This is a genomic window from Rhizobiaceae bacterium (assembly GCA_023953845.1).
Classification (GTDB): Bacteria; Pseudomonadota; Alphaproteobacteria; order Rhizobiales; family Rhizobiaceae; genus Arvimicrobium.
This window is the reverse complement of sequence record JAMLJC010000002.1, coordinates 365,543-381,722: the sequence shown is the minus strand read 5'-3', so window position 1 is coordinate 381,722 and position 16,180 is coordinate 365,543. Positions and strand designations below refer to the sequence as shown.

The 16,180-nt window shown below is 63.6% G+C and carries 18 protein-coding genes; 5 read left to right on the top strand and 13 right to left on the bottom strand.

What is annotated here, in order from left to right:
• Position 1: 1 nt before the first annotated feature.
• The 4 genes from M9955_23865 to M9955_23850 all read right to left on the bottom strand — a co-directional run bounded on the left by M9955_23865 (position 2) and on the right by M9955_23850 (position 2,748).
• Complete coding sequence (locus M9955_23865) at positions 2 to 391, bottom strand: cupin domain-containing protein (protein MCO5084683.1); 390 nt, start codon at positions 389 to 391, stop codon at positions 2 to 4.
• An 84-nt stretch (positions 392 to 475) separates the two neighbouring features.
• Positions 476 to 958 (bottom strand): SRPBCC domain-containing protein, encoded by a 483-nt coding sequence (locus tag M9955_23860; protein ID MCO5084682.1) that lies wholly within the window; start codon positions 956 to 958, stop codon positions 476 to 478.
• Complete coding sequence (locus M9955_23855) at positions 955 to 1,293, bottom strand: metalloregulator ArsR/SmtB family transcription factor (GenBank protein MCO5084681.1); 339 nt, start codon at positions 1,291 to 1,293, stop codon at positions 955 to 957. The genes M9955_23860 and M9955_23855 overlap by 4 nt, the downstream gene beginning before the upstream one ends.
• A gap of 93 nt (positions 1,294 to 1,386) precedes the next feature.
• Positions 1,387 to 2,748, bottom strand: coding sequence for a beta-lactamase family protein (locus M9955_23850; protein ID MCO5084680.1), 1,362 nt, complete (start codon positions 2,746 to 2,748; stop codon positions 1,387 to 1,389).
• Positions 2,749 to 2,950: 202 nt separating this feature from the next.
• Here M9955_23850 and M9955_23845 point away from each other — a divergent pair, with 202 nt between their 5' ends.
• Together M9955_23845 and M9955_23840 are read left to right on the top strand one after the other, a co-directional pair.
• Positions 2,951 to 3,757 (top strand): glycoside hydrolase family 25 protein, encoded by an 807-nt coding sequence (locus tag M9955_23845; GenBank protein MCO5084679.1) that lies wholly within the window; start codon positions 2,951 to 2,953, stop codon positions 3,755 to 3,757.
• A gap of 118 nt (positions 3,758 to 3,875) precedes the next feature.
• The gene (locus M9955_23840) at positions 3,876 to 5,054 is read left to right on the top strand and encodes a lytic murein transglycosylase (GenBank protein MCO5084678.1); all 1,179 of its coding nucleotides are present in this window, start codon (positions 3,876 to 3,878) and stop codon (positions 5,052 to 5,054) included.
• A 63-nt stretch (positions 5,055 to 5,117) separates the two neighbouring features.
• Here the strand turns inward: M9955_23840 and M9955_23835 are convergent, their stop codons facing one another.
• The 3 genes from M9955_23835 to M9955_23825 all read right to left on the bottom strand — a co-directional run bounded on the left by M9955_23835 (position 5,118) and on the right by M9955_23825 (position 8,798).
• Positions 5,118 to 6,341 carry an alanine racemase gene (locus M9955_23835; GenBank protein MCO5084677.1) on the bottom strand — a complete coding sequence of 408 codons (1,224 nt, stop codon included), beginning with the start codon at positions 6,339 to 6,341 and terminating at the stop codon, positions 5,118 to 5,120.
• 520 nt (positions 6,342 to 6,861) lie between these two features.
• Positions 6,862 to 7,785 (bottom strand): methylenetetrahydrofolate reductase [NAD(P)H], encoded by a 924-nt coding sequence (gene metF, locus M9955_23830; protein MCO5084676.1) that lies wholly within the window; start codon positions 7,783 to 7,785, stop codon positions 6,862 to 6,864.
• Positions 7,785 to 8,798 (bottom strand): metalloregulator ArsR/SmtB family transcription factor, encoded by a 1,014-nt coding sequence (locus M9955_23825; GenBank protein ID MCO5084675.1) that lies wholly within the window; start codon positions 8,796 to 8,798, stop codon positions 7,785 to 7,787. The genes metF and M9955_23825 overlap by 1 nt, the downstream gene beginning before the upstream one ends.
• A gap of 107 nt (positions 8,799 to 8,905) precedes the next feature.
• Between M9955_23825 and tsaA the strand changes: the two genes are divergently transcribed.
• The 3 genes from tsaA to M9955_23810 all read left to right on the top strand — a co-directional run bounded on the left by tsaA (position 8,906) and on the right by M9955_23810 (position 11,355).
• Complete coding sequence (tsaA, locus tag M9955_23820) at positions 8,906 to 9,400, top strand: tRNA (N6-threonylcarbamoyladenosine(37)-N6)-methyltransferase TrmO (protein MCO5084674.1); 495 nt, start codon at positions 8,906 to 8,908, stop codon at positions 9,398 to 9,400.
• Between the two features lie 2 nt (positions 9,401 to 9,402).
• Entirely contained in the window at positions 9,403 to 9,717 is a 315-nt protein-coding gene (locus tag M9955_23815) for a DUF2293 domain-containing protein (GenBank protein MCO5084673.1), read from the top strand.
• Positions 9,718 to 9,795: 78 nt separating this feature from the next.
• Positions 9,796 to 11,355 (top strand): tetratricopeptide repeat protein, encoded by a 1,560-nt coding sequence (locus M9955_23810; protein ID MCO5084672.1) that lies wholly within the window; start codon positions 9,796 to 9,798, stop codon positions 11,353 to 11,355.
• 42 nt (positions 11,356 to 11,397) lie between these two features.
• Here the strand turns inward: M9955_23810 and M9955_23805 are convergent, their stop codons facing one another.
• The 6 genes from M9955_23805 to ettA all read right to left on the bottom strand — a co-directional run bounded on the left by M9955_23805 (position 11,398) and on the right by ettA (position 16,034).
• Positions 11,398 to 12,009 carry a molybdenum cofactor sulfurase gene (locus M9955_23805; protein MCO5084671.1) on the bottom strand — a complete coding sequence of 204 codons (612 nt, stop codon included), beginning with the start codon at positions 12,007 to 12,009 and terminating at the stop codon, positions 11,398 to 11,400.
• Positions 12,010 to 12,103: 94 nt separating this feature from the next.
• Entirely contained in the window at positions 12,104 to 13,225 is a 1,122-nt protein-coding gene (locus tag M9955_23800) for a beta-ketoacyl-ACP synthase III (protein ID MCO5084670.1), read from the bottom strand.
• Between the two features lie 142 nt (positions 13,226 to 13,367).
• Complete coding sequence (locus M9955_23795; protein MCO5084669.1) at positions 13,368 to 13,697, bottom strand: hypothetical protein; 330 nt, start codon at positions 13,695 to 13,697, stop codon at positions 13,368 to 13,370.
• A 140-nt stretch (positions 13,698 to 13,837) separates the two neighbouring features.
• The gene (locus M9955_23790; protein ID MCO5084668.1) at positions 13,838 to 14,101 is read right to left on the bottom strand and encodes a type II toxin-antitoxin system RelE/ParE family toxin; all 264 of its coding nucleotides are present in this window, start codon (positions 14,099 to 14,101) and stop codon (positions 13,838 to 13,840) included.
• Between the two features lie 2 nt (positions 14,102 to 14,103).
• Positions 14,104 to 14,328, bottom strand: a complete 225-nt coding sequence (locus M9955_23785; protein ID MCO5084667.1) for a DUF6290 family protein — start codon at positions 14,326 to 14,328, stop codon at positions 14,104 to 14,106.
• A gap of 56 nt (positions 14,329 to 14,384) precedes the next feature.
• Positions 14,385 to 16,034, bottom strand: coding sequence for an energy-dependent translational throttle protein EttA (gene ettA, locus M9955_23780; GenBank protein ID MCO5084666.1), 1,650 nt, complete (start codon positions 16,032 to 16,034; stop codon positions 14,385 to 14,387).
• Between the last annotated feature and the right edge of the window lie 146 nt (positions 16,035 to 16,180).

Genomic DNA, 16,180 nt, shown 5'->3' with positions numbered 1-16,180 from the left:
TTCACTCCAGATCGGTCTGAATCCAGCGCGGCGAAAGGTGAATATCGAGAGTCTGGAACCGTCCCGGGCCGAGATTGATGAATTTGTGCGGCAGACCGGCGGGGCCGAGCACGGTCTCGCCCGCCGTTGCCTCGATCACCTGATCGCCGACGAAGAACCTCGCATTGCCCTCCTGGAGCACGAAGATCTCGTCATAGGGATGCACATGCAGCTTTGGTCCGGTGCCAGGCTCGTCATTGCCGTAGGTGAGCACGGTGACCTGCGTGCCCAGCGCCTCGCCATTCACCGATCCGCGATACGGGCCGGCGAGTGAACCGTCGAAAAGCCGTGCCTTGGCTGGCGGGCGGCCATCGGGAGTAATAGTCGCCGGATCGAAATCGTGTCGTGGCATACACTTCTCCGGGTGTCGACGGAATGCCGTCGTCGCCCCGAGCATGGTCGCTGCGGCTCAACATCGCAAGCGTTGCGGTTGTCCTCACGCCACCACTCCTGCCATGGCCATGTTCTCAAGCCGTGCGTAGCTCGCCTCCATGCCGTCTTCCATGCCGGTCGCAAGCATTGCCCTGCGCGTTTCGGCATCTGGCAGCGTCATGCGCAGCGTGAGAAGCGTACCGCCACCATCGGCATCGAACGTTGTCTCGACGTGGTTGTCGGGCGTGGGATCAGGCAGATGCATTCGCTCGACATGCACGAGGCGGCTGTAGGGCTCGACCTCCAGATACTCCCCGGTGAGATGGAAACCGTTGCCGTTCCCGTCGGCCCATTCGAAACGGATCTTGCCGCCCGGCTTCGCATCGCTGATGCATTTCGGCATCGTCCATCCATCGGGGCCGAGCAGCCATTTCTGAAGCAGCTTGGGCTCGGTATGCGCACGAAACACCAGCTTCGGCGGGGCGGCGAAGCGCCGCGTGACGACGACATGCGTGTCGCCCTCGGTCTTCAGCGTCAGTTTGCTCATGGGATTTCCTCCGCTTCTTCGTCCTGCATCGCGGCCAACACCGTATCGAGCCGCTCATAGTTGCGGGTCAGTGCGGCCCTGAGCGTGTCGAGCCACGCATCGATTTCCCCAAGCCCGCCCGGTGTGAGCCTGCATGGCCTCTTGGTGCCCTCGACGCGGCGCGTGATCAGGCCGCCTTCCTCCAGCACCTTGAGATGACGCGAAATCGCCGGCTGGCTCATCTCGAAAGGCTTCGCCAGTTCCATCACCGTGGCCTCTCCCAGAGACAGACGCGCGAGGATCGCGCGGCGCGTGGGATCAGCGAGTGCGGCAAAAGCGTGATCGAGGCGGCTCATACCTGTTTCCATTTAATGTCAATCATGTTATATAACTAAATTGTTATGATCAAGCGCAAACTTGCTTGTCTGACTATCCCGGAGATTGAGCGACTATTCGATGGCAGAAACAATTGCGGCGAGAAGCCGTTGCGGCCTGTACCCCTGCCGGGACGGCGTCAGGCCGAGCCTGAGCACGATGAGCTGCTTCGACGGCGCCAACGCCATGGACTGGCCGTCATGGCCGATCAGCCAGAACGTGTCTGGCGGCAGGCCGGCCACGTCGTTCGGCCCGCCCGGCTTCAGCCATAGCTGGCCGTTGCCGTAGACCCCGTCCGATGCCGGAGCCGGCTCCCGCATCCACTGGACGAAGCCGGGCGGCAGAAGCTCGCGGCCGTTCCAGACGCCTTCCTGCAGCAGAAACTGCCCGAACCGCACCCAGTCGCGCGCCGTGGCATAGAGATAGGACGAGCCCACGAAAGTCCCCGCTTCGTCCGTCTCCAGCACGGCGCTGGTCATGCCGAGCGGCTCGAACAGCGCCCGCCGGGGCCATTCGAGCGCTTCTGCGCCGGCCGCCTGCTGCCAAAGGCGGGACAGGATAAGAGCCGTGCCGCTCGAATAGCTCCAGGTCTTTCCGACAGGGCTTGCCAATCGCTGCGCGGCGGCAAAGGCGGCCATGTCCGGTTCGAGGAAAAGCATGCGCGTGACATCCGTCACGTCGCCGTAATCCTCGTTGAACGACAGCCCGCTTGACATCGCCATCAGATTGGCGAGCGTGATGTCCGTGCGTTCGTCGCTCTTCCACGTTTCGACCAGACCGGACGCGCCAGGATCCATCTTGCCTGCCTCGACCAGCGTGCCGACGATCGCGGCATTGACCGTCTTCGTCATCGACCAGCCGAGCAACGGCGTTTCCGCTGAAAAATCCTCGCCGTAGCGCTCGCCGATGATACGGCCGTTATGGACAACGACGACGGCGCGCATGCCCGGACCCGTCAGATCCGCATCGTCTAGAACCGTCGCCAGCGCCGGCTCTTGGGAAGCATCGACGCGATTGCCCTCAGGCCACAACGCATCCTCGTCCGCCACGACCCTTGCTGCAACAGGCAGGCCGATGGCCTTTGCCGCCTCGGCGTTGCCATCGGGAACGGACGCGCAGCCCAACCCGTCGCGCGCCACCGCAACCCCTGCCCCGAACCGGCCGAGCAGCGCGGCCGTCACGGTTTGCGCCTCCCCGTCCACTTCGACCCGCATCAGACGCAGCAACGGATGGCCGGGCGCCTGCACGTCGTCGCCGAGAACATCGTCGGCGTTCCGCCCGGCGATGAAGACGTTCGAGCAGACGATCTTGGCCGAGTATGCGCTGCCGACGCGGATAAGTTCCGGCGGCGCGAAATAGAGCCATCCCGCAACAGCCGCGAGAAGGACGACGACCAGAACGCCGGTCCACTTCAGCATCTTCGCGACCACACCCATCGATGCTCTCTCCAATCGAACGGCCACGGAATTGCCGATTTTCGCCCACAATCTCGAATGACCGTGTGGGGGTCGATCAACCAAAAATCAACTATGTTCGGCGAACACGTGGGACAGTTGTGCGGAACCTCCCTTCGGCCGGGGATCGTGACGCGATTGGTTCCCGGCACGCGTCGGGAATGGAGTGGGGAAACGAAACATGATGCGACGGATGGCGTTGCTGTGCATGCTGGCGCTGCTGGCGGGCTGCACGACTTCGGACGTCATCGAGCCGATGGGCGCTGCGAGTTCGGCCTCCATTTCCACCAGGGTCGCGCTCGCCTATCCGCGCTTTGATGACAACAAGCCGCATGAATGGCAGGCGAAGAAGCCGATCCATTATGCCGTCCATGGCACCGACGTGTCGAAATACCAGCGCTCCATCGACTGGCACACGGCGAAGAGGAACGGCATCTCCTTCGCCTTCGTGAAGGCGACCGAGGGCGGCGACCGTGTCGACGATTATTTCGACGAGCACTGGTCCAGCACGCGCGCTGCCGGCGTGCCGCGCGGCGCCTATCATTTCTTCTATTTCTGCCGCCCGGCCCATGAGCAGGCCGCCTGGTACATCCGCAACGTGCCGCGCGAGAAAGGCTCGCTGCCGCCGATCCTCGACATGGAATGGAACCCGGATTCCCCGACCTGCAAGCTGAGACCGCCGGCCGCGACCGTGCGCAGCGAGATGAAGACGTTCCTCGAAATCGTCGAGCGGCATTACGGCAAGAAGCCGATCATCTACACCTCGATCGACTTCTTCGACGACAACAACCTCTCGACCTTCCGGGGCTATCCGTACTGGCTGCGGTCGGTCGCCGGCCACCCGACCGAGAAATACGGCGAGCATCCCTTCACCTTCTGGCAGTATACCGGAACGGGCGTCGTGCCGGGTATCCGGGGTAATGCCGACATCAACGTCTTCAACGGCTCCACGACCGCCTGGAACAAGTGGCTGCGAGCGAACACGCACTGAATCTCGCCGGAATGTGACGGGCCGGGCGCAATGACTGCCGCGCATGGCTTTCGCGGCGGGCGCATTTTTGCCAAAAGGTCCTGACAAGCACCGCCTCTCGCGAGGAAAAGGACCGATCTTGAACAAATTGCTCTGCGCCACGTCGATTGCCGCCGCGCTGACCCTCTCCGGCCCCGCGCTGGCGCAGGCCTGCGGCGGCGACTTCGCGCAATGGAAAGAGGGGGTGCGGGCCGAGGCGGTCGCGGCGGGCGTCGGCCCTGCCGGCCTCGCTGCGCTGGACGGCGCGCATATCGATGAAAAGGTCCTCCAGCGCGACCGCGCGCAGGGCGTCTTCGCCCAGACCTTCATCGAATTCTCCGACCGCATGATTTCCGCCTACCGTCTCAAGCAGGGCGTGGCCAATCTCAAGAAATACGCCGACGTGTTCGCCCGCGCCGACCGGGAATTCGGCGTGCAGCCGGCCGTCATCACCGCCTTCTGGGCGCTGGAAACGGATTTCGGCGCCGTGCAGGGCGACTTCCTCACGCTCAACGCGCTTGTGACGCTCTCGCATGATTGCCGCCGGCCTGACCTGTTCCGTCCGCAGATCGTGCCGCTGCTCACCCTTATCGATCGCGGAGACCTGCCCGCCGACGTGAAGGGCGCATGGGCAGGCGAGATCGGCCAGACCCAGATGCTTCCCTCCGACATCATGAAGCTCGGACAGGACGGCGACGGCGACGGCCATGTCGACGTGCGCAACGATCCCGCCGACGTGATCCTGACCGCAGCCGCAAAAATCCAGAACCGCGGCTGGAAGCGCGACCAGCCCTGGATCGAGGAGGTACGCGTGCCCGAGGAGATGCCGTGGGAGGAGACCGGCCGCACCAACAAGCTGCCGCTCCCCCAATGGGCGTCGTGGGGCGTCACCCGGCGCGATGGCAGCGCGCTGACGGACAACGGGCTCAGGGCCGGACTCGTCCTGCCGATGGGCCGCAAGGGCCCCGCCTTCCTTTCCTACGACAATTACGACGTCTTTCTCGAATGGAACCAGTCGGCGACCTACACGCTGACGGCAGCGAACCTCGCCGCGCGCTTCGCCGGCGCGCCGGCCTACGACAAGCGTAATCCCGAGCCGGGCCTCGGCCTGGAAGACATGAAACTGCTCCAGCAGAAGTTGCAGGCGATGGGCTACGACGTTGGCAAGGTGGACGGCATTCTGGGCGTCAACACGCGCGAGGCGGTCCGTTCCGAGCAGAAACGCCTCGGCCTGCCCATCGATGGCTGGCCGACGCCGGCGCTGCTGGCAGCCATTTAGGGATCGGCGAGCAGTGACCCGTGGACAGTAAAATCCCACTGTTCACGGGTCACTGCTCACCGCTCACGGCCCACTCATCGTTTCCAGGCTGGCAAAGCCCTCCACCGCGCCGCCTTCCTCGAAGGGCGTCGTGACCTCGACGAAGGTATCCGGATAAAAGCCGTTGAAGCGCGTCCTGAGCGACAGCGAATAGGCGCCGATATGGCCGATCTCGATCCAGTCGCCCGTGTCGATCGTCTCGGGCAGCCAGAACGGACGCGACAATATATCGACGGAATCGCAGGTCGCGCCGCAGACCTTGAACGGCACGATCTTGTGCTCGTCGCCGTTGCGCGCGCGGATGGCGGGGTCGGGAATGAACCGCGCCGGCAGCGTGATCTTGCCGGTCCAGGAATCCGACAGCGACGCCCAGATCCCGTCATTGATGTAGAGCCGCCGGCCCTTGCGCAGCATCACGCGCACGATCAGCGAGAACGCGCGCGCCACGATCACGCGGCCGGGTTCGGCGACCAGCGGCATCCCGTCAAAACCGTATTCCGAAAGGTCACCGCGCAGCCGCGACATGATCTGCCCCAGCGACGGCATGTCGGGCTTGCGGCTTCTCGGATCGTGCCCGTATTCCGCCGGAAAGCCGCCGCCCACATCGAGCCCGGCAAGGTCGAAGCTCACGCGGTTGCGCACCCAGTCCGCCGAGGCCAGCGCGCGTTCATAGGTGTCCGGGTCCTCGATCTGGCTGCCGACATGGAAGCACAATCCCACCTTGAAGCCCGTCCGGTGGAGCCGGTCGGCAAGCTCGACCGCATAGGCGGGGCCCGCGCCGAACTTCTTGGACAATTCATAGGCCGCCGATCCCTTGGTCTGGATGCGCACGAAAACGGTGATCTGCCCGGGATCGATGTCGAGCGCCCGCACCACGCGCGTCAGCTTGGCGATCTCGTCCTCATGGTCGAGCGCGATGACCCTCACGCCGTATTTCTCCAGCGCCAGCCTGATATGCGACTGCGCTTTGACCGGATGCATGTAGAGCATCTCGGCATCGGCCGAGACCTCCCTCACCGCCTCGAACTCGCCGGGGGAAGCCACGTCGAAGGCGTTCACGCCGGCTTCCACCAGCGTCTTCAGCACCAGCCGTTCGCCATTGGTCTTCACCGCATAGGCGGTCTTGCCCGGAAACATCTCCATGAACCGCCGGCAGTCCTGCTTCAGCACGTCCGGACGGAAGCAATAGACGGGGTCGTCCGGCCGGAGCTGATGGGCCGCTGCCCGCGCATTCTCGAATCGCTGCATCGTCGTCCCTCGCTTCCGACCGCTGCATAACCCAAGGATCGCAACGGGAAAACTGGCCGGCGGCGCGAGGGTTCCGGCACGGATCTGAACGGCTCGCCTTGAAAAGCCGGGACCTGTCAGGCAACGAACGGCCAATGCGGCCGGAAATCGTCTGACCAGTTGATCAAAAAAATTTTTGCCTGATGGAATCGGCCGCGATTTCTGCAATCAAATCCGTCCCATAGCCGCCGCAATTCCGTCGCAATCTCCACAATCATGACGCAATGCAGCATATTTTGCGCTTGCGTGTGACCTGAAGTCCCCTAGACTCCCGAAATAGTCACCACAACGAGGAGGCTATTCATGGGACTTGCGCGACCGATCAATGCCATCATGATTTGTGCTGCGTTCGCCTTCATAGGCGCCCTGATCATCGGAGTACTTCCTTGACCGTGAAGCGGTCCTGACAGCAAACTCAGGCGACGACAATTTCTGAAGGGCCGGCATTGCCGGCCCTTTGTCGTGAAGGGAGAAGCACTGTTCAGGCGGCGGTTTGGGCTGCGACCGACTCCGTGGACGGCATGGCGCGTATGCCGATCATGTGGCAGATGGCGAAGGCCAGATCGGCGCGGTTCATCGTGTAGAAATGGAAATCGCCGACGCCGCGCTCCACCAGATCGAGAACCTGTTCCGCCGCCACGGCGGACGCGACCAGCGCATGCGTCTGCGGATCTTTCGCCAGCCCCTCGAAGCGCTCGGCAAGCCAGGCTGGCACATGCGCGCCGCAGCGGGAGCAGAAATTCGCCACCTGTGCAAAATTGTGGACCGGCAGGATGCCCGGAACGACCGGAATGTAGATACCGGCGCGGCGAACCCGTTCGACGTAGCGCTCGAAAACATCGTTGTCGAAGAAGAACTGGGTGACGGCGCGCGTCGCGCCATTGTCGACCTTGCGCTTCAGCATGTCGATATCCGTCGCGAAATCCGGGCTCTCCGGGTGTTTCTCGGGATAGGCCGACACCGAAATGTCGAAGTCGCCGATCTCGCGCATCGCGGCCACCAGCTCGGCGCCGTTGGCGTAGCCTCCCGGATGCGGGCGATAGGCGGCGCCGACGCCTTCGGCAGGGTCGCCGCGCAGCGCCACGAAACGCTTCACGCCCATATCCGCGAACTCGCCGATCACCGCATCGACCTCGTCTTTCGACGCGTCGACACAGGTCATGTGCGCAGCCGGGGTCAGGGACGTCTCGGTGAGGATGCGTTTCACGGTGCGCGCGGTGCGTTCGCGGGTCGAGCCGCCGGCTCCGTAGGTGACGGACACGAAGCGCGGCGCCAGCGGCTCCAGCCGCTTCACCGTTTCCCAGAGCTTTTGCTCCATCTCGTCGGTCTTCGGCGGGAAGAACTCGAACGAAACGCGGATCTTGTCGCCGATATCCGGCCGGCGTGACAGACGGAACTGGCTCATCAGGCGACCTCCTGCTGCAAATCGCGTCCCGTCGGATCGGCGACCAGCAGCCTGCGGTCGCATCCCATCCAGACCTTCACCGTCAAGCCGCCCTTCCCGGCGGTGGAAGCGATGTCGCGCGCCGCTTCGAGATCGATGCCGGCTTCCGCGAACCAGTCGCCGATCTGTCGATCGGAAAAACCGAGCCGCTGATGCGCATGTTCGTCGCGAAGCACGTCCAGCGTGTGCGGCGCGAAATCGACGATCAGCAGCCGGCCGGCCGGCCTCAGCAGCCGGGCCGCCTCGCGGATCGCCAGCGCGGGGTCGTCCAGATAGTGCAGCACCTGATGGATGGTGACGAGATCGTAGGCGTCGCGTTCCACCGGCGGCGCGTAGATGTCGCCGAGCCGCACCTGCGCATGCGGCACGCCGGCCCGGTCGAGATTGGCGCGCGCCACCGAAAGCATCTCGCGCGACATGTCGATGCCGACGCCACGGCGATAGAGCGGCGCGAAGAGCTCCAGCAGCCGGCCCGTGCCGGTGCCCAGGTCGAGCATCGACTGGAACGGCCTGTCGCCGACCAGCTTCAGCATGGCGGCCTCGACCGCGCCGTCGGGAGCGTGCAGGGAGCGGATGTGATCCCAGCTCGCGGCGTTCTCACGGAAATACTCCGTTGCTCTTTCCTGCCTGCGGCGCTTCACCGAGCCGAGACGTTCCAGATCGCGTTCGATCTGCGGATCGGCGGCGCGAACCCTCGCAACGAGGCCCTGCACGAAGCTGCGCATATCCTCCGCGTCGGTCAGCCGGAAGAAAGCCCATGATCCTTCCTGATAGCGATCGATCAGTCCCGCTTCGAGCAACAGCTTGAGGTGGCGCGAGACGCGCGGCTGCGACTGGTTGAGGATTTCGGTCAGGTCGGAAACCGTCAGGTCGCCCCGCGCCAGCAGCGTCAGGATTCGCAGGCGGCTGGATTCCGCCGCCGCCTTCAATGTATCAACGAGCGTATCCAGATCGGCATCGGGTCGAGAGCGCATCGGCAATTCCGGAAAACATATAAAGATATCTTTATGCGAGAAACAACCAAAGTGCAACGTGATATGTCGCCTTGCAAACAGAAAATGTTGCCGGACTGTCATCGCCCATGCATCTGACCGAACGCCGCGAGGGCGAAATCGCCCTTCCCTTCAACCCCGGCGATCAGGCCGACGCCACGATCCGGTTCATCGGACGCGTGACGTCGCCATGGACGGATCGGGGCGAGTGTCCGAAGAACATGACCGCGGCGCGCGAAACCGGTCAGCCCGCCTCCATCGAGATCGATGGACCGTTCCGCCAGGGGCTTTTGGGCCTGGAGGCCTTCACCCACGCGATCCTCCTGTCGTGGTTCGATCGGGCGCAACGGAATCTGATTGTGCAGAAACCGCGCCATGCATCTGACGCCAAAGGCGTTTTCGCCCTGCGCTCACCGGTGAGGCCGAATCCGGTCGGCCTGCACGTGGTGCGCCTCACCTCCGTCGATCTCGCGACTGGATTGATAGGGATCGACGCGATCGATCTATTCGATGGCACGCCCGTGGTCGACGTCAAGCCGTACTTTTCTTCGGTTGACGCATTTCCCGACGCGCTGCGGCCGTAGCGATGGCGGCACCGACCGAGCGCCGCCGCGCCATCGACAAGGCGCTTACCCTGCTGATTCCCATGGCGCCCTATTCTGATGCCGAACAGATCCGGCAGGATGCCGGCGCCCGGCACATGAAGACATTGCCGCCGAGCATCGCGGTGTGGCTCGCCACCGTCGCGCATATCCGTCACCAGCACACTGACTACGAAAAGCTGCTGGCGGAAGGCTACGACCGGGATTCAGCGCGCTTCTTCGTGCTCGACGCGGTCAATGCGGTGCTGACAGGCTGGCGCGCCACGCGGCTGCTCGATCCGGACGACGATGACGGCTAAGGTGCGTCCCAAAAATGCCGCCGACGATGGGGAAGCTGGTCGACGGGCAATGGCGGATCGCAGGGGGTACAGGGGCGAATGGCGCGGGCGAAGGCATCCGGACCGAACGCATGGCAGCGGCTCAGGGAATGGCTTTCCCTGCCGAACATGGAGGCGTGGTCGAACACGTTGCGGACCCTGTTCCTCAACGCCCTGTTCCTCATCGCAGTCATCGTCATCCTGCCGATCCTCGTCGGGCAATTCCGCCGCGATCAGGTCGTCATCGAGCCCATCGCCGTTCCCGACGCGCTTTCCGAGCAAGGCTTCACGCCCGAAGTCGTTTCCAGTCGTCTGTGGGACGGGCTGAACGACGTCGCGCGGGCCGCGAAAACGTCGAAGGACACCATCGTCGCCATACCGAATGCGCGGCAGGTGGAATTTTCGTTTCCGGACTCCGGCTTTTCGATCGAGTCGCTGGTCTTCCACCTGCGAAAGCTCTTCAATGCCTATGAGACCCGGATTGCCGGCGAGTTCGTGTGCGGCGACGCGGATTGCGCTCGCGCAGGCGTGCGGCTGAGGTTGCGCGTCATCCGTGACCGGGTCGACATCATCGACCTTCCGCCATTGGGCGACATGGAGGAGCGGACCTACTTCCGGCAGGGCGCAGCGTCGGTGCTGTCCTATCTGGACCCCTTCACGGCACTGGCCGCTCTTGCGGACACCGAACCTCTGAAGGCGACCACGCTCGCACGGCGTCTCATCCGCTCCCACCACGCGGATGCGAAGTGGGCCCACAATCTGATCGGCACGATCCGCGTGAACCAGGGGGATTTTCCGGCCGCGATCACGGAGTTCGAGGCTGCGCTAAAACTCGATCCGCGCTTCAAGCCGGCGCTCGCCAATCTTGGTCAGGCGCTTGGCGCATCGGGCGACAGCGCGCGGGCAAGAACGGAACTTGAGAGGCTGAAGGCGCTCGATCCGCGCAGCGTTTTCGCCGCGGAGGGTCTGGCCGACCTCGCCAGAGCGGCGGGCGACAACGCGACCGCCGTCGCGCTGCTTGTCGAGGCCGCAGAGTGGGATACCGCATCGCCGCGCTATTTCGCCAAGGCCGGCAAGATCGAACTGGATGCGGGCCGGCAGAAGGAAGGCGAAGAATTGCTTCGGCGCGCTCTGGAGATCGATCCCGGATACCTGCCGGCCTTCGCCTTTCTTGCCGGCCGTCATCTCGCCGCCAACGACTACGAGGCGGCGGAGAAAATCTACCGGGACGCGGCCGACTACGCGCCGGATGACGCCGACGCGCAGATGTCACACGGCCGCATCCTCACCATTCTGCGGCGCTGCGGCGATGCCGTTCCCCGTTTCGAGCGCGCCATCCAGCTCGCGCCCGGAACCGCGGATTACATAAGGCAGCTTGCCGAATGCCAGTTGATCCTCGGCAAACCCGATCTCGCTCTCGCCACCATCAGCCGCGCGCTGGAAATCGCCCCGACCGAGGCCGCGTTCCACATCGTGCAGGCGAACGCCCTGCGCGACCTCGGCAGGAAGGAGGAGGCCGTCGCCGCCTACAGAAAATATCTGGAGTTCGAAAAGGAAGACGCGCCGATGCGGCCGGTCGCCGAACAGTTCATCAAGCTGCTGACGGCGACGAACCAGTGAACGGCATCGTTTGAACAGTGTTCAATGTGCATTGAACACTGTTCAAACCCGGTAGATCCACTGCTCCGGGACGCGGATGGAGACGTCTTCGCCCCTGCGTATCGTGCCCGGCCTCTCAACCCACGCGACCAGCCCCCGAAGGCGCTTCGCGACCTTCGGGAACAGCAGGGCGCCGGCGTCCGCCATGCCGGCGTTTTCCGCTATGGCGCGTCCGGCGATACGACACGGCCCGTTCTGCGCGTCGACCTTCAGCGTGACGCCTCCCTTGAAGAACATCAGCGAGCCGGCTGGAAGCATGGAAAGGCGCGGAACGCCGTCGATCAGCAGATTTGCGCCGATCCATTCAGGCTTCACCTCGGCAATGCCCATGCGCCCGGCGACGATCACCAGTTCGTCGGGCGCTACCAGCGAAAGCTGCCGCTCGTTGCGCATTTCGGTGCCGCGCGGATACCAGGGCTCGCGTCCGCCCGAGCGACGTGTCGGCCCCGCATGCACGTCGCCGGCGATCCCGTCGAAACCGAGCGACAGAGCCTCGACCGCCTCCGTCTGGAAATCACCCGCAGGCGCGATATAGGTGCCAGCGACACGCGCGGAAATCTTGCGGCCCGGGACGATCTCTACGTCGCTTTCCAGCAGATTCAGTTGTTCGGCCATGGCTCATCCTTCGTCGGGCGAACGCTATCGCCCGAAGAGCGCACCCTCCAGCAAAAAACATTGATCGGGCGATAAAAGCCGCCGATCGATAGCGCTACATCTTGCGGAGCAGCGCCGCGCCCATGGAATAACCCGCGCCGAACGCACAGAAGAGGCCATTGTCGCCGGCGGCCAGATCCTCATGGTTCTCCTTCAGCGCGATCACGGCCCCCGCTGCGGCCGTGTTGCCGAGCCTCTCGAGCACCATCGGCGCACGGTCGTGGCCGACCTCCTGGCCAAGCGCCAGCTTCAGGATCATCGCATTCATGCGCGCATTTGCCTGATGCAGCCAGAAACGGCGCATGTCGACGGGTCTCAGCCCCTTGCCGGCGAGGAACTCGACCGCAAACCGATAGGCGGCCTGCGTCACTTCCTTGAACACCTTGTTTCCGACCTGCTTGATCAGCATGCCTTCCATCTCGACGACGGAGGTGTCGTTCTGGCCCGTGCGCGCCAGAAAACCGAAATTGGTGCGGATGTTGTTGGAGAATTCAGTCCACAGCGCCGTGCCAAGGATTTCCAGCTTGCCCGGTAGGGTCTCGCCCTCGCCGATCGCCTCCACCACCATCGAGGCGGAGGCATCGCCGAAGATGAAGTGCGTCTGCCGGTCGCGGAAATTGAGATGACCGGTGATGATCTCGGGCGTCACGATGAGAACGCGCCGGTGCCCGCCGGACCGGACCAGGTTATAGGCGACATGCAGCGCGGCTGCGGCAGACGAGCAGCCAAGGCTCATGTCGAACGCGGCGCCTCCAAGGCCCAGCGCCCTCTGGATCTCGACGGCGATCGCCGGATACGGCCGCTGCTGATGAGACGCCGCGCAGATCACCAAATCTATGTCGGCGGGCGCAATATTCGCGTCGGCAAGCGCCTTGCGCGCCGAAACGGCTCCGAACTCCGCCATCACCGAAAGCTCATCGTCACCGCGAAAAGGAATGCGCGGCGCCATCCGCTCCGGATCGAGGATGCCCTCGCGCTCCAGCACATGGCGGCTCCGCACGCCGGATGCAGCAATGATGAAGTCGCTGTCCGACCTGGCGAGCAGTTCCTCGCCGGCAGTCTCGCGCCTCGCATTCTCCGCGTCGACCCACCGGTTGAAGCTCTCGACAAGCTCTTCATTGCTGATCGAGGCTTCGGGTATCTCGATCCCGATGCCGCTGACGATGACGCGATTCATATTTGCCGTATTCTGCACGAGGCTTCCCGTTGCGGAAAACCGCGCCCTCAACGCTGTCTCTGGCGAGCCCCTTTAGTCTGCACGCGCCGGCTTGGGAAGGGACCTGATCATCACGTGATGTGTCGCGGCGATGCGAATGTCTTCACCAGGCGCAGATCTGCGTGCCCGTCACGGTGTTGTCCCAGCAGGCGCGATCCTGCCGGCTGCGGATATACTCGCCCGGCAGCGGCTTGCTGCCGGTGCCGAAATCCGCATAACCGTAGGCCCGGCCGCTCTGGTAGACCTCGATCACATAGGTGGGGTAGCCGCGCGCCGAAGTGCGGAAGCTGCCAGCCTTGTCCAGCCCGCGAAAATCGCAGGAATAATAGCCGTCGTCCGTGGTGAAGCACTGCGCGGGCTTGGCGGATGCGGGAGCCGCGAATGCCGCCGTCACCACGAATGTCGACAGCATCAGCCTGCACGAAAGACGCATGAGAAATTCCCCAAAACCCACCAGACAAGGCTGCGCCCTTTTCTTTGCAGTATCAAGGCAGCTTTGGAAAGGGTTGCGACAGAAACCTGACTGACGGTCTATGCCAGCATGTCATTTCTACGCCGGGTTCAGGAATCGTATCATCGATACACTTCCCGTCGATTGCCGATCCGCACGACCAGAATGGTGACCTGCCGATCTTCGATCCTGGCAATTACGCGATAGTCGCCGACACGATATTTCCAGTATCCCGAAAGCGGGCCGGCCAGCGCCTCGCCGAGTTCACGCGGACTGCCGAGCGGAGCCACGCGTTCGCGCAGGAAGCGGAGAATGCTCTGCCTGTCCTTTGGCGCGAGCCGCGCCAACTCCTTGTCGACCTTGGCGTCAAACTCGATGCGCCACAAGATCAGGCCATGTCGGCATCATCGATGCGGTACTTCTCGATCATGTCTTCGAGCGAAATCCGCGGGCCGTTTTCCTTCAACCGCTGTTCGGCAAGGTAAAGGTCCTCAAGGTCATCGATATGCTCGAGAATGGCTTCGCGTGCGTAGAAACTCTTCGTCCGGCCCGTTTTCCGGGCCAGATCGTCCAGGCGCTTCTCGATGTCAGGCGGCAAGCGAAGAGCAAGCATACGAAAACTCCTCTGCTATACATGTATAGCAGAGGCACTCTGCACACAACGGGATACTATCTCGTCAGCCGCTTGTAGGTCATGCGGTGGGGGTTGAGCGCCTCGGGGCCGAGGCGGCGCACCTTGTCCTTCTCGTAATCCTCGAAATTGCCCTCGAACCACTCGACGTGGCTGTCGCCCTCGAAGGCGAGGATGTGCGTGGCGAGGCGGTCGAGGAACATGCGGTCGTGGCTGATGATGACGGCGCAGCCGGCATAGCTTTCCAGTGCGTCCTCAAGCGCCGCCAGGGTCTCCGTGTCGAGGTCGTTGGTCGGCTCGTCGAGCAGCAGCACGTTGCCGCCGGTGCGCAGCATCTTGGCGAGGTGGACACGGTTGCGCTGCCCCCCCGACAGGCTGCCGACCTTCTGCTGCTGGTCGCCGCCGCGGAAATTGAAGGACGAGCAGTAGGCGCGGGTGTTCGCCTCGAACTTGCCGAGCTTCACCACTTCGGCGCCGCCGGAGATTTCCTCCCAGACGGTCTTATTCGGATCGAGCGCGTCGCGGCTCTGGTCGACATAGCCGAGCTTCACCGTCTCGCCGATACGGATCGATCCGGCATCCGGCTTTTCCTGACCGGTGATCATCCTGAACAGCGTCGTCTTGCCCGCGCCGTTCGGGCCGATGATGCCGACGATGCCGCCGGGAGGCAGCTTGAAGGTCAGGTCCTCGATCAGCAACTGATCGCCAAAACCCTTGTTGAGCTTTTCCACCTCGATGACGACATTGCCCAGCCGCTCGCCATGCGGGATGACGATCTGCGTGTCGGTCGGCCGGCGCTTGTCCGCCTGCTCCAGCAGTTCCTCGAAAGCCTTGATGCGCGCCTTCGACTTGGTCTGGCGGGCTTTCGGCGAGGACGCGATCCACTCGCGCTCGCGCGAGATGGCGCGCTGGCGGGCGTCGTCCTCGCGGCCTTCCTGCTTGAGACGCTTGGCCTTGGCTTCCAGATAGGCGGTGTAGTTGCCCTCATAGGGAATGCCGCGGCCGCGGTCGAGCTCGAGAATCCAGCCCGTCACATTGTCGAGGAAGTAGCGGTCGTGGGTGATGAGCAGCACCGAGCCCTTGTAGGCGCGCAGGTGCTTTTCAAGCCACGCCGTGGTCTCGGCGTCGAGATGGTTGGTCGGCTCGTCGAGGAGCAGCAGGTCGGGCTCCGACAGCAAGAGCTTGCAGAGCGCGACGCGGCGGCGCTCGCCACCCGAAAGGTTGGTCACGTCGGCGTCCTTGGGCGGACAGGCCAGCGCCTCCATCGCCATCTCGACCTGCTGTTCGAGATCCCAGAGGTTGAGGCGATCCATCTCATCCTGCAACTGCGCCGCCTCGTCGGCGGTCTCGTCCGAGTAGTTGGCCATCAGCTCGTTATAGCGGTCGATGATGGCCGTCTTCCTGACGACGCCCTCCATGACATTGCCGAAAACGTTGAGGGCCGGATCGAGAACCGGCTCCTGCGCGAGGTATCCGACGGTCGCGCCCTCGGCGAGCCACGCCTCGCCGGTGTACTCCTTGTCGAGACCGGCCATGATCTTGAGGATGGTCGACTTGCCAGCGCCGTTCGGGCCCAGAATGCCGATCTTGGCGTCGGGGTAGAAGGAGAGATGGATGTTTTCGAGCACCTTCTTGGTGCCGTAGGCCTTGCTCAGACCCGACATGTGATAGATGAACTGGCGTGCCACGCGCGCTGACCCTGTCTTCGATGAACGGAGGATTGCGCGCTATGTAGGCGATTGCAGAGGGAACGGCAATCGCTTTTGCCTCTGCCCGGCCACATGAAGATCGGCACGGGGAAACAACCGCTTAACCCTTATACGTCACAACCGTG

Excerpts from the sequence above, each read along its gene's own strand:
- M9955_23865 (MCO5084683.1), bottom strand. The coding sequence starts at position 391 with ATGCCACGACACGATTTCGATCCGGCGACTATTACTCCCGATGGCCGC.
- M9955_23860 (MCO5084682.1), bottom strand. The coding sequence starts at position 958 with ATGAGCAAACTGACGCTGAAGACCGAGGGCGACACGCATGTCGTCGTC.
- M9955_23855 (MCO5084681.1), bottom strand. The coding sequence starts at position 1,293 with ATGAGCCGCCTCGATCACGCTTTTGCCGCACTCGCTGATCCCACGCGC.
- M9955_23850 (MCO5084680.1), bottom strand. The coding sequence starts at position 2,748 with ATGGGTGTGGTCGCGAAGATGCTGAAGTGGACCGGCGTTCTGGTCGTC.
- M9955_23845 (MCO5084679.1), top strand. The coding sequence starts at position 2,951 with ATGCGACGGATGGCGTTGCTGTGCATGCTGGCGCTGCTGGCGGGCTGC.
- M9955_23835 (MCO5084677.1), bottom strand. The coding sequence starts at position 6,341 with ATGCAGCGATTCGAGAATGCGCGGGCAGCGGCCCATCAGCTCCGGCCG.
- metF (MCO5084676.1), bottom strand. The coding sequence starts at position 7,785 with ATGAGCCAGTTCCGTCTGTCACGCCGGCCGGATATCGGCGACAAGATC.
- M9955_23825 (MCO5084675.1), bottom strand. The coding sequence starts at position 8,798 with ATGCGCTCTCGACCCGATGCCGATCTGGATACGCTCGTTGATACATTG.
- tsaA (MCO5084674.1), top strand. The coding sequence starts at position 8,906 with ATGCATCTGACCGAACGCCGCGAGGGCGAAATCGCCCTTCCCTTCAAC.
- M9955_23815 (MCO5084673.1), top strand. The coding sequence starts at position 9,403 with ATGGCGGCACCGACCGAGCGCCGCCGCGCCATCGACAAGGCGCTTACC.
- M9955_23810 (MCO5084672.1), top strand. The coding sequence starts at position 9,796 with ATGGCGCGGGCGAAGGCATCCGGACCGAACGCATGGCAGCGGCTCAGG.
- M9955_23805 (MCO5084671.1), bottom strand. The coding sequence starts at position 12,009 with ATGGCCGAACAACTGAATCTGCTGGAAAGCGACGTAGAGATCGTCCCG.
- M9955_23800 (MCO5084670.1), bottom strand. The coding sequence starts at position 13,225 with ATGAATCGCGTCATCGTCAGCGGCATCGGGATCGAGATACCCGAAGCC.
- M9955_23795 (MCO5084669.1), bottom strand. The coding sequence starts at position 13,697 with ATGCGTCTTTCGTGCAGGCTGATGCTGTCGACATTCGTGGTGACGGCG.
- M9955_23785 (MCO5084667.1), bottom strand. The coding sequence starts at position 14,328 with ATGCTTGCTCTTCGCTTGCCGCCTGACATCGAGAAGCGCCTGGACGAT.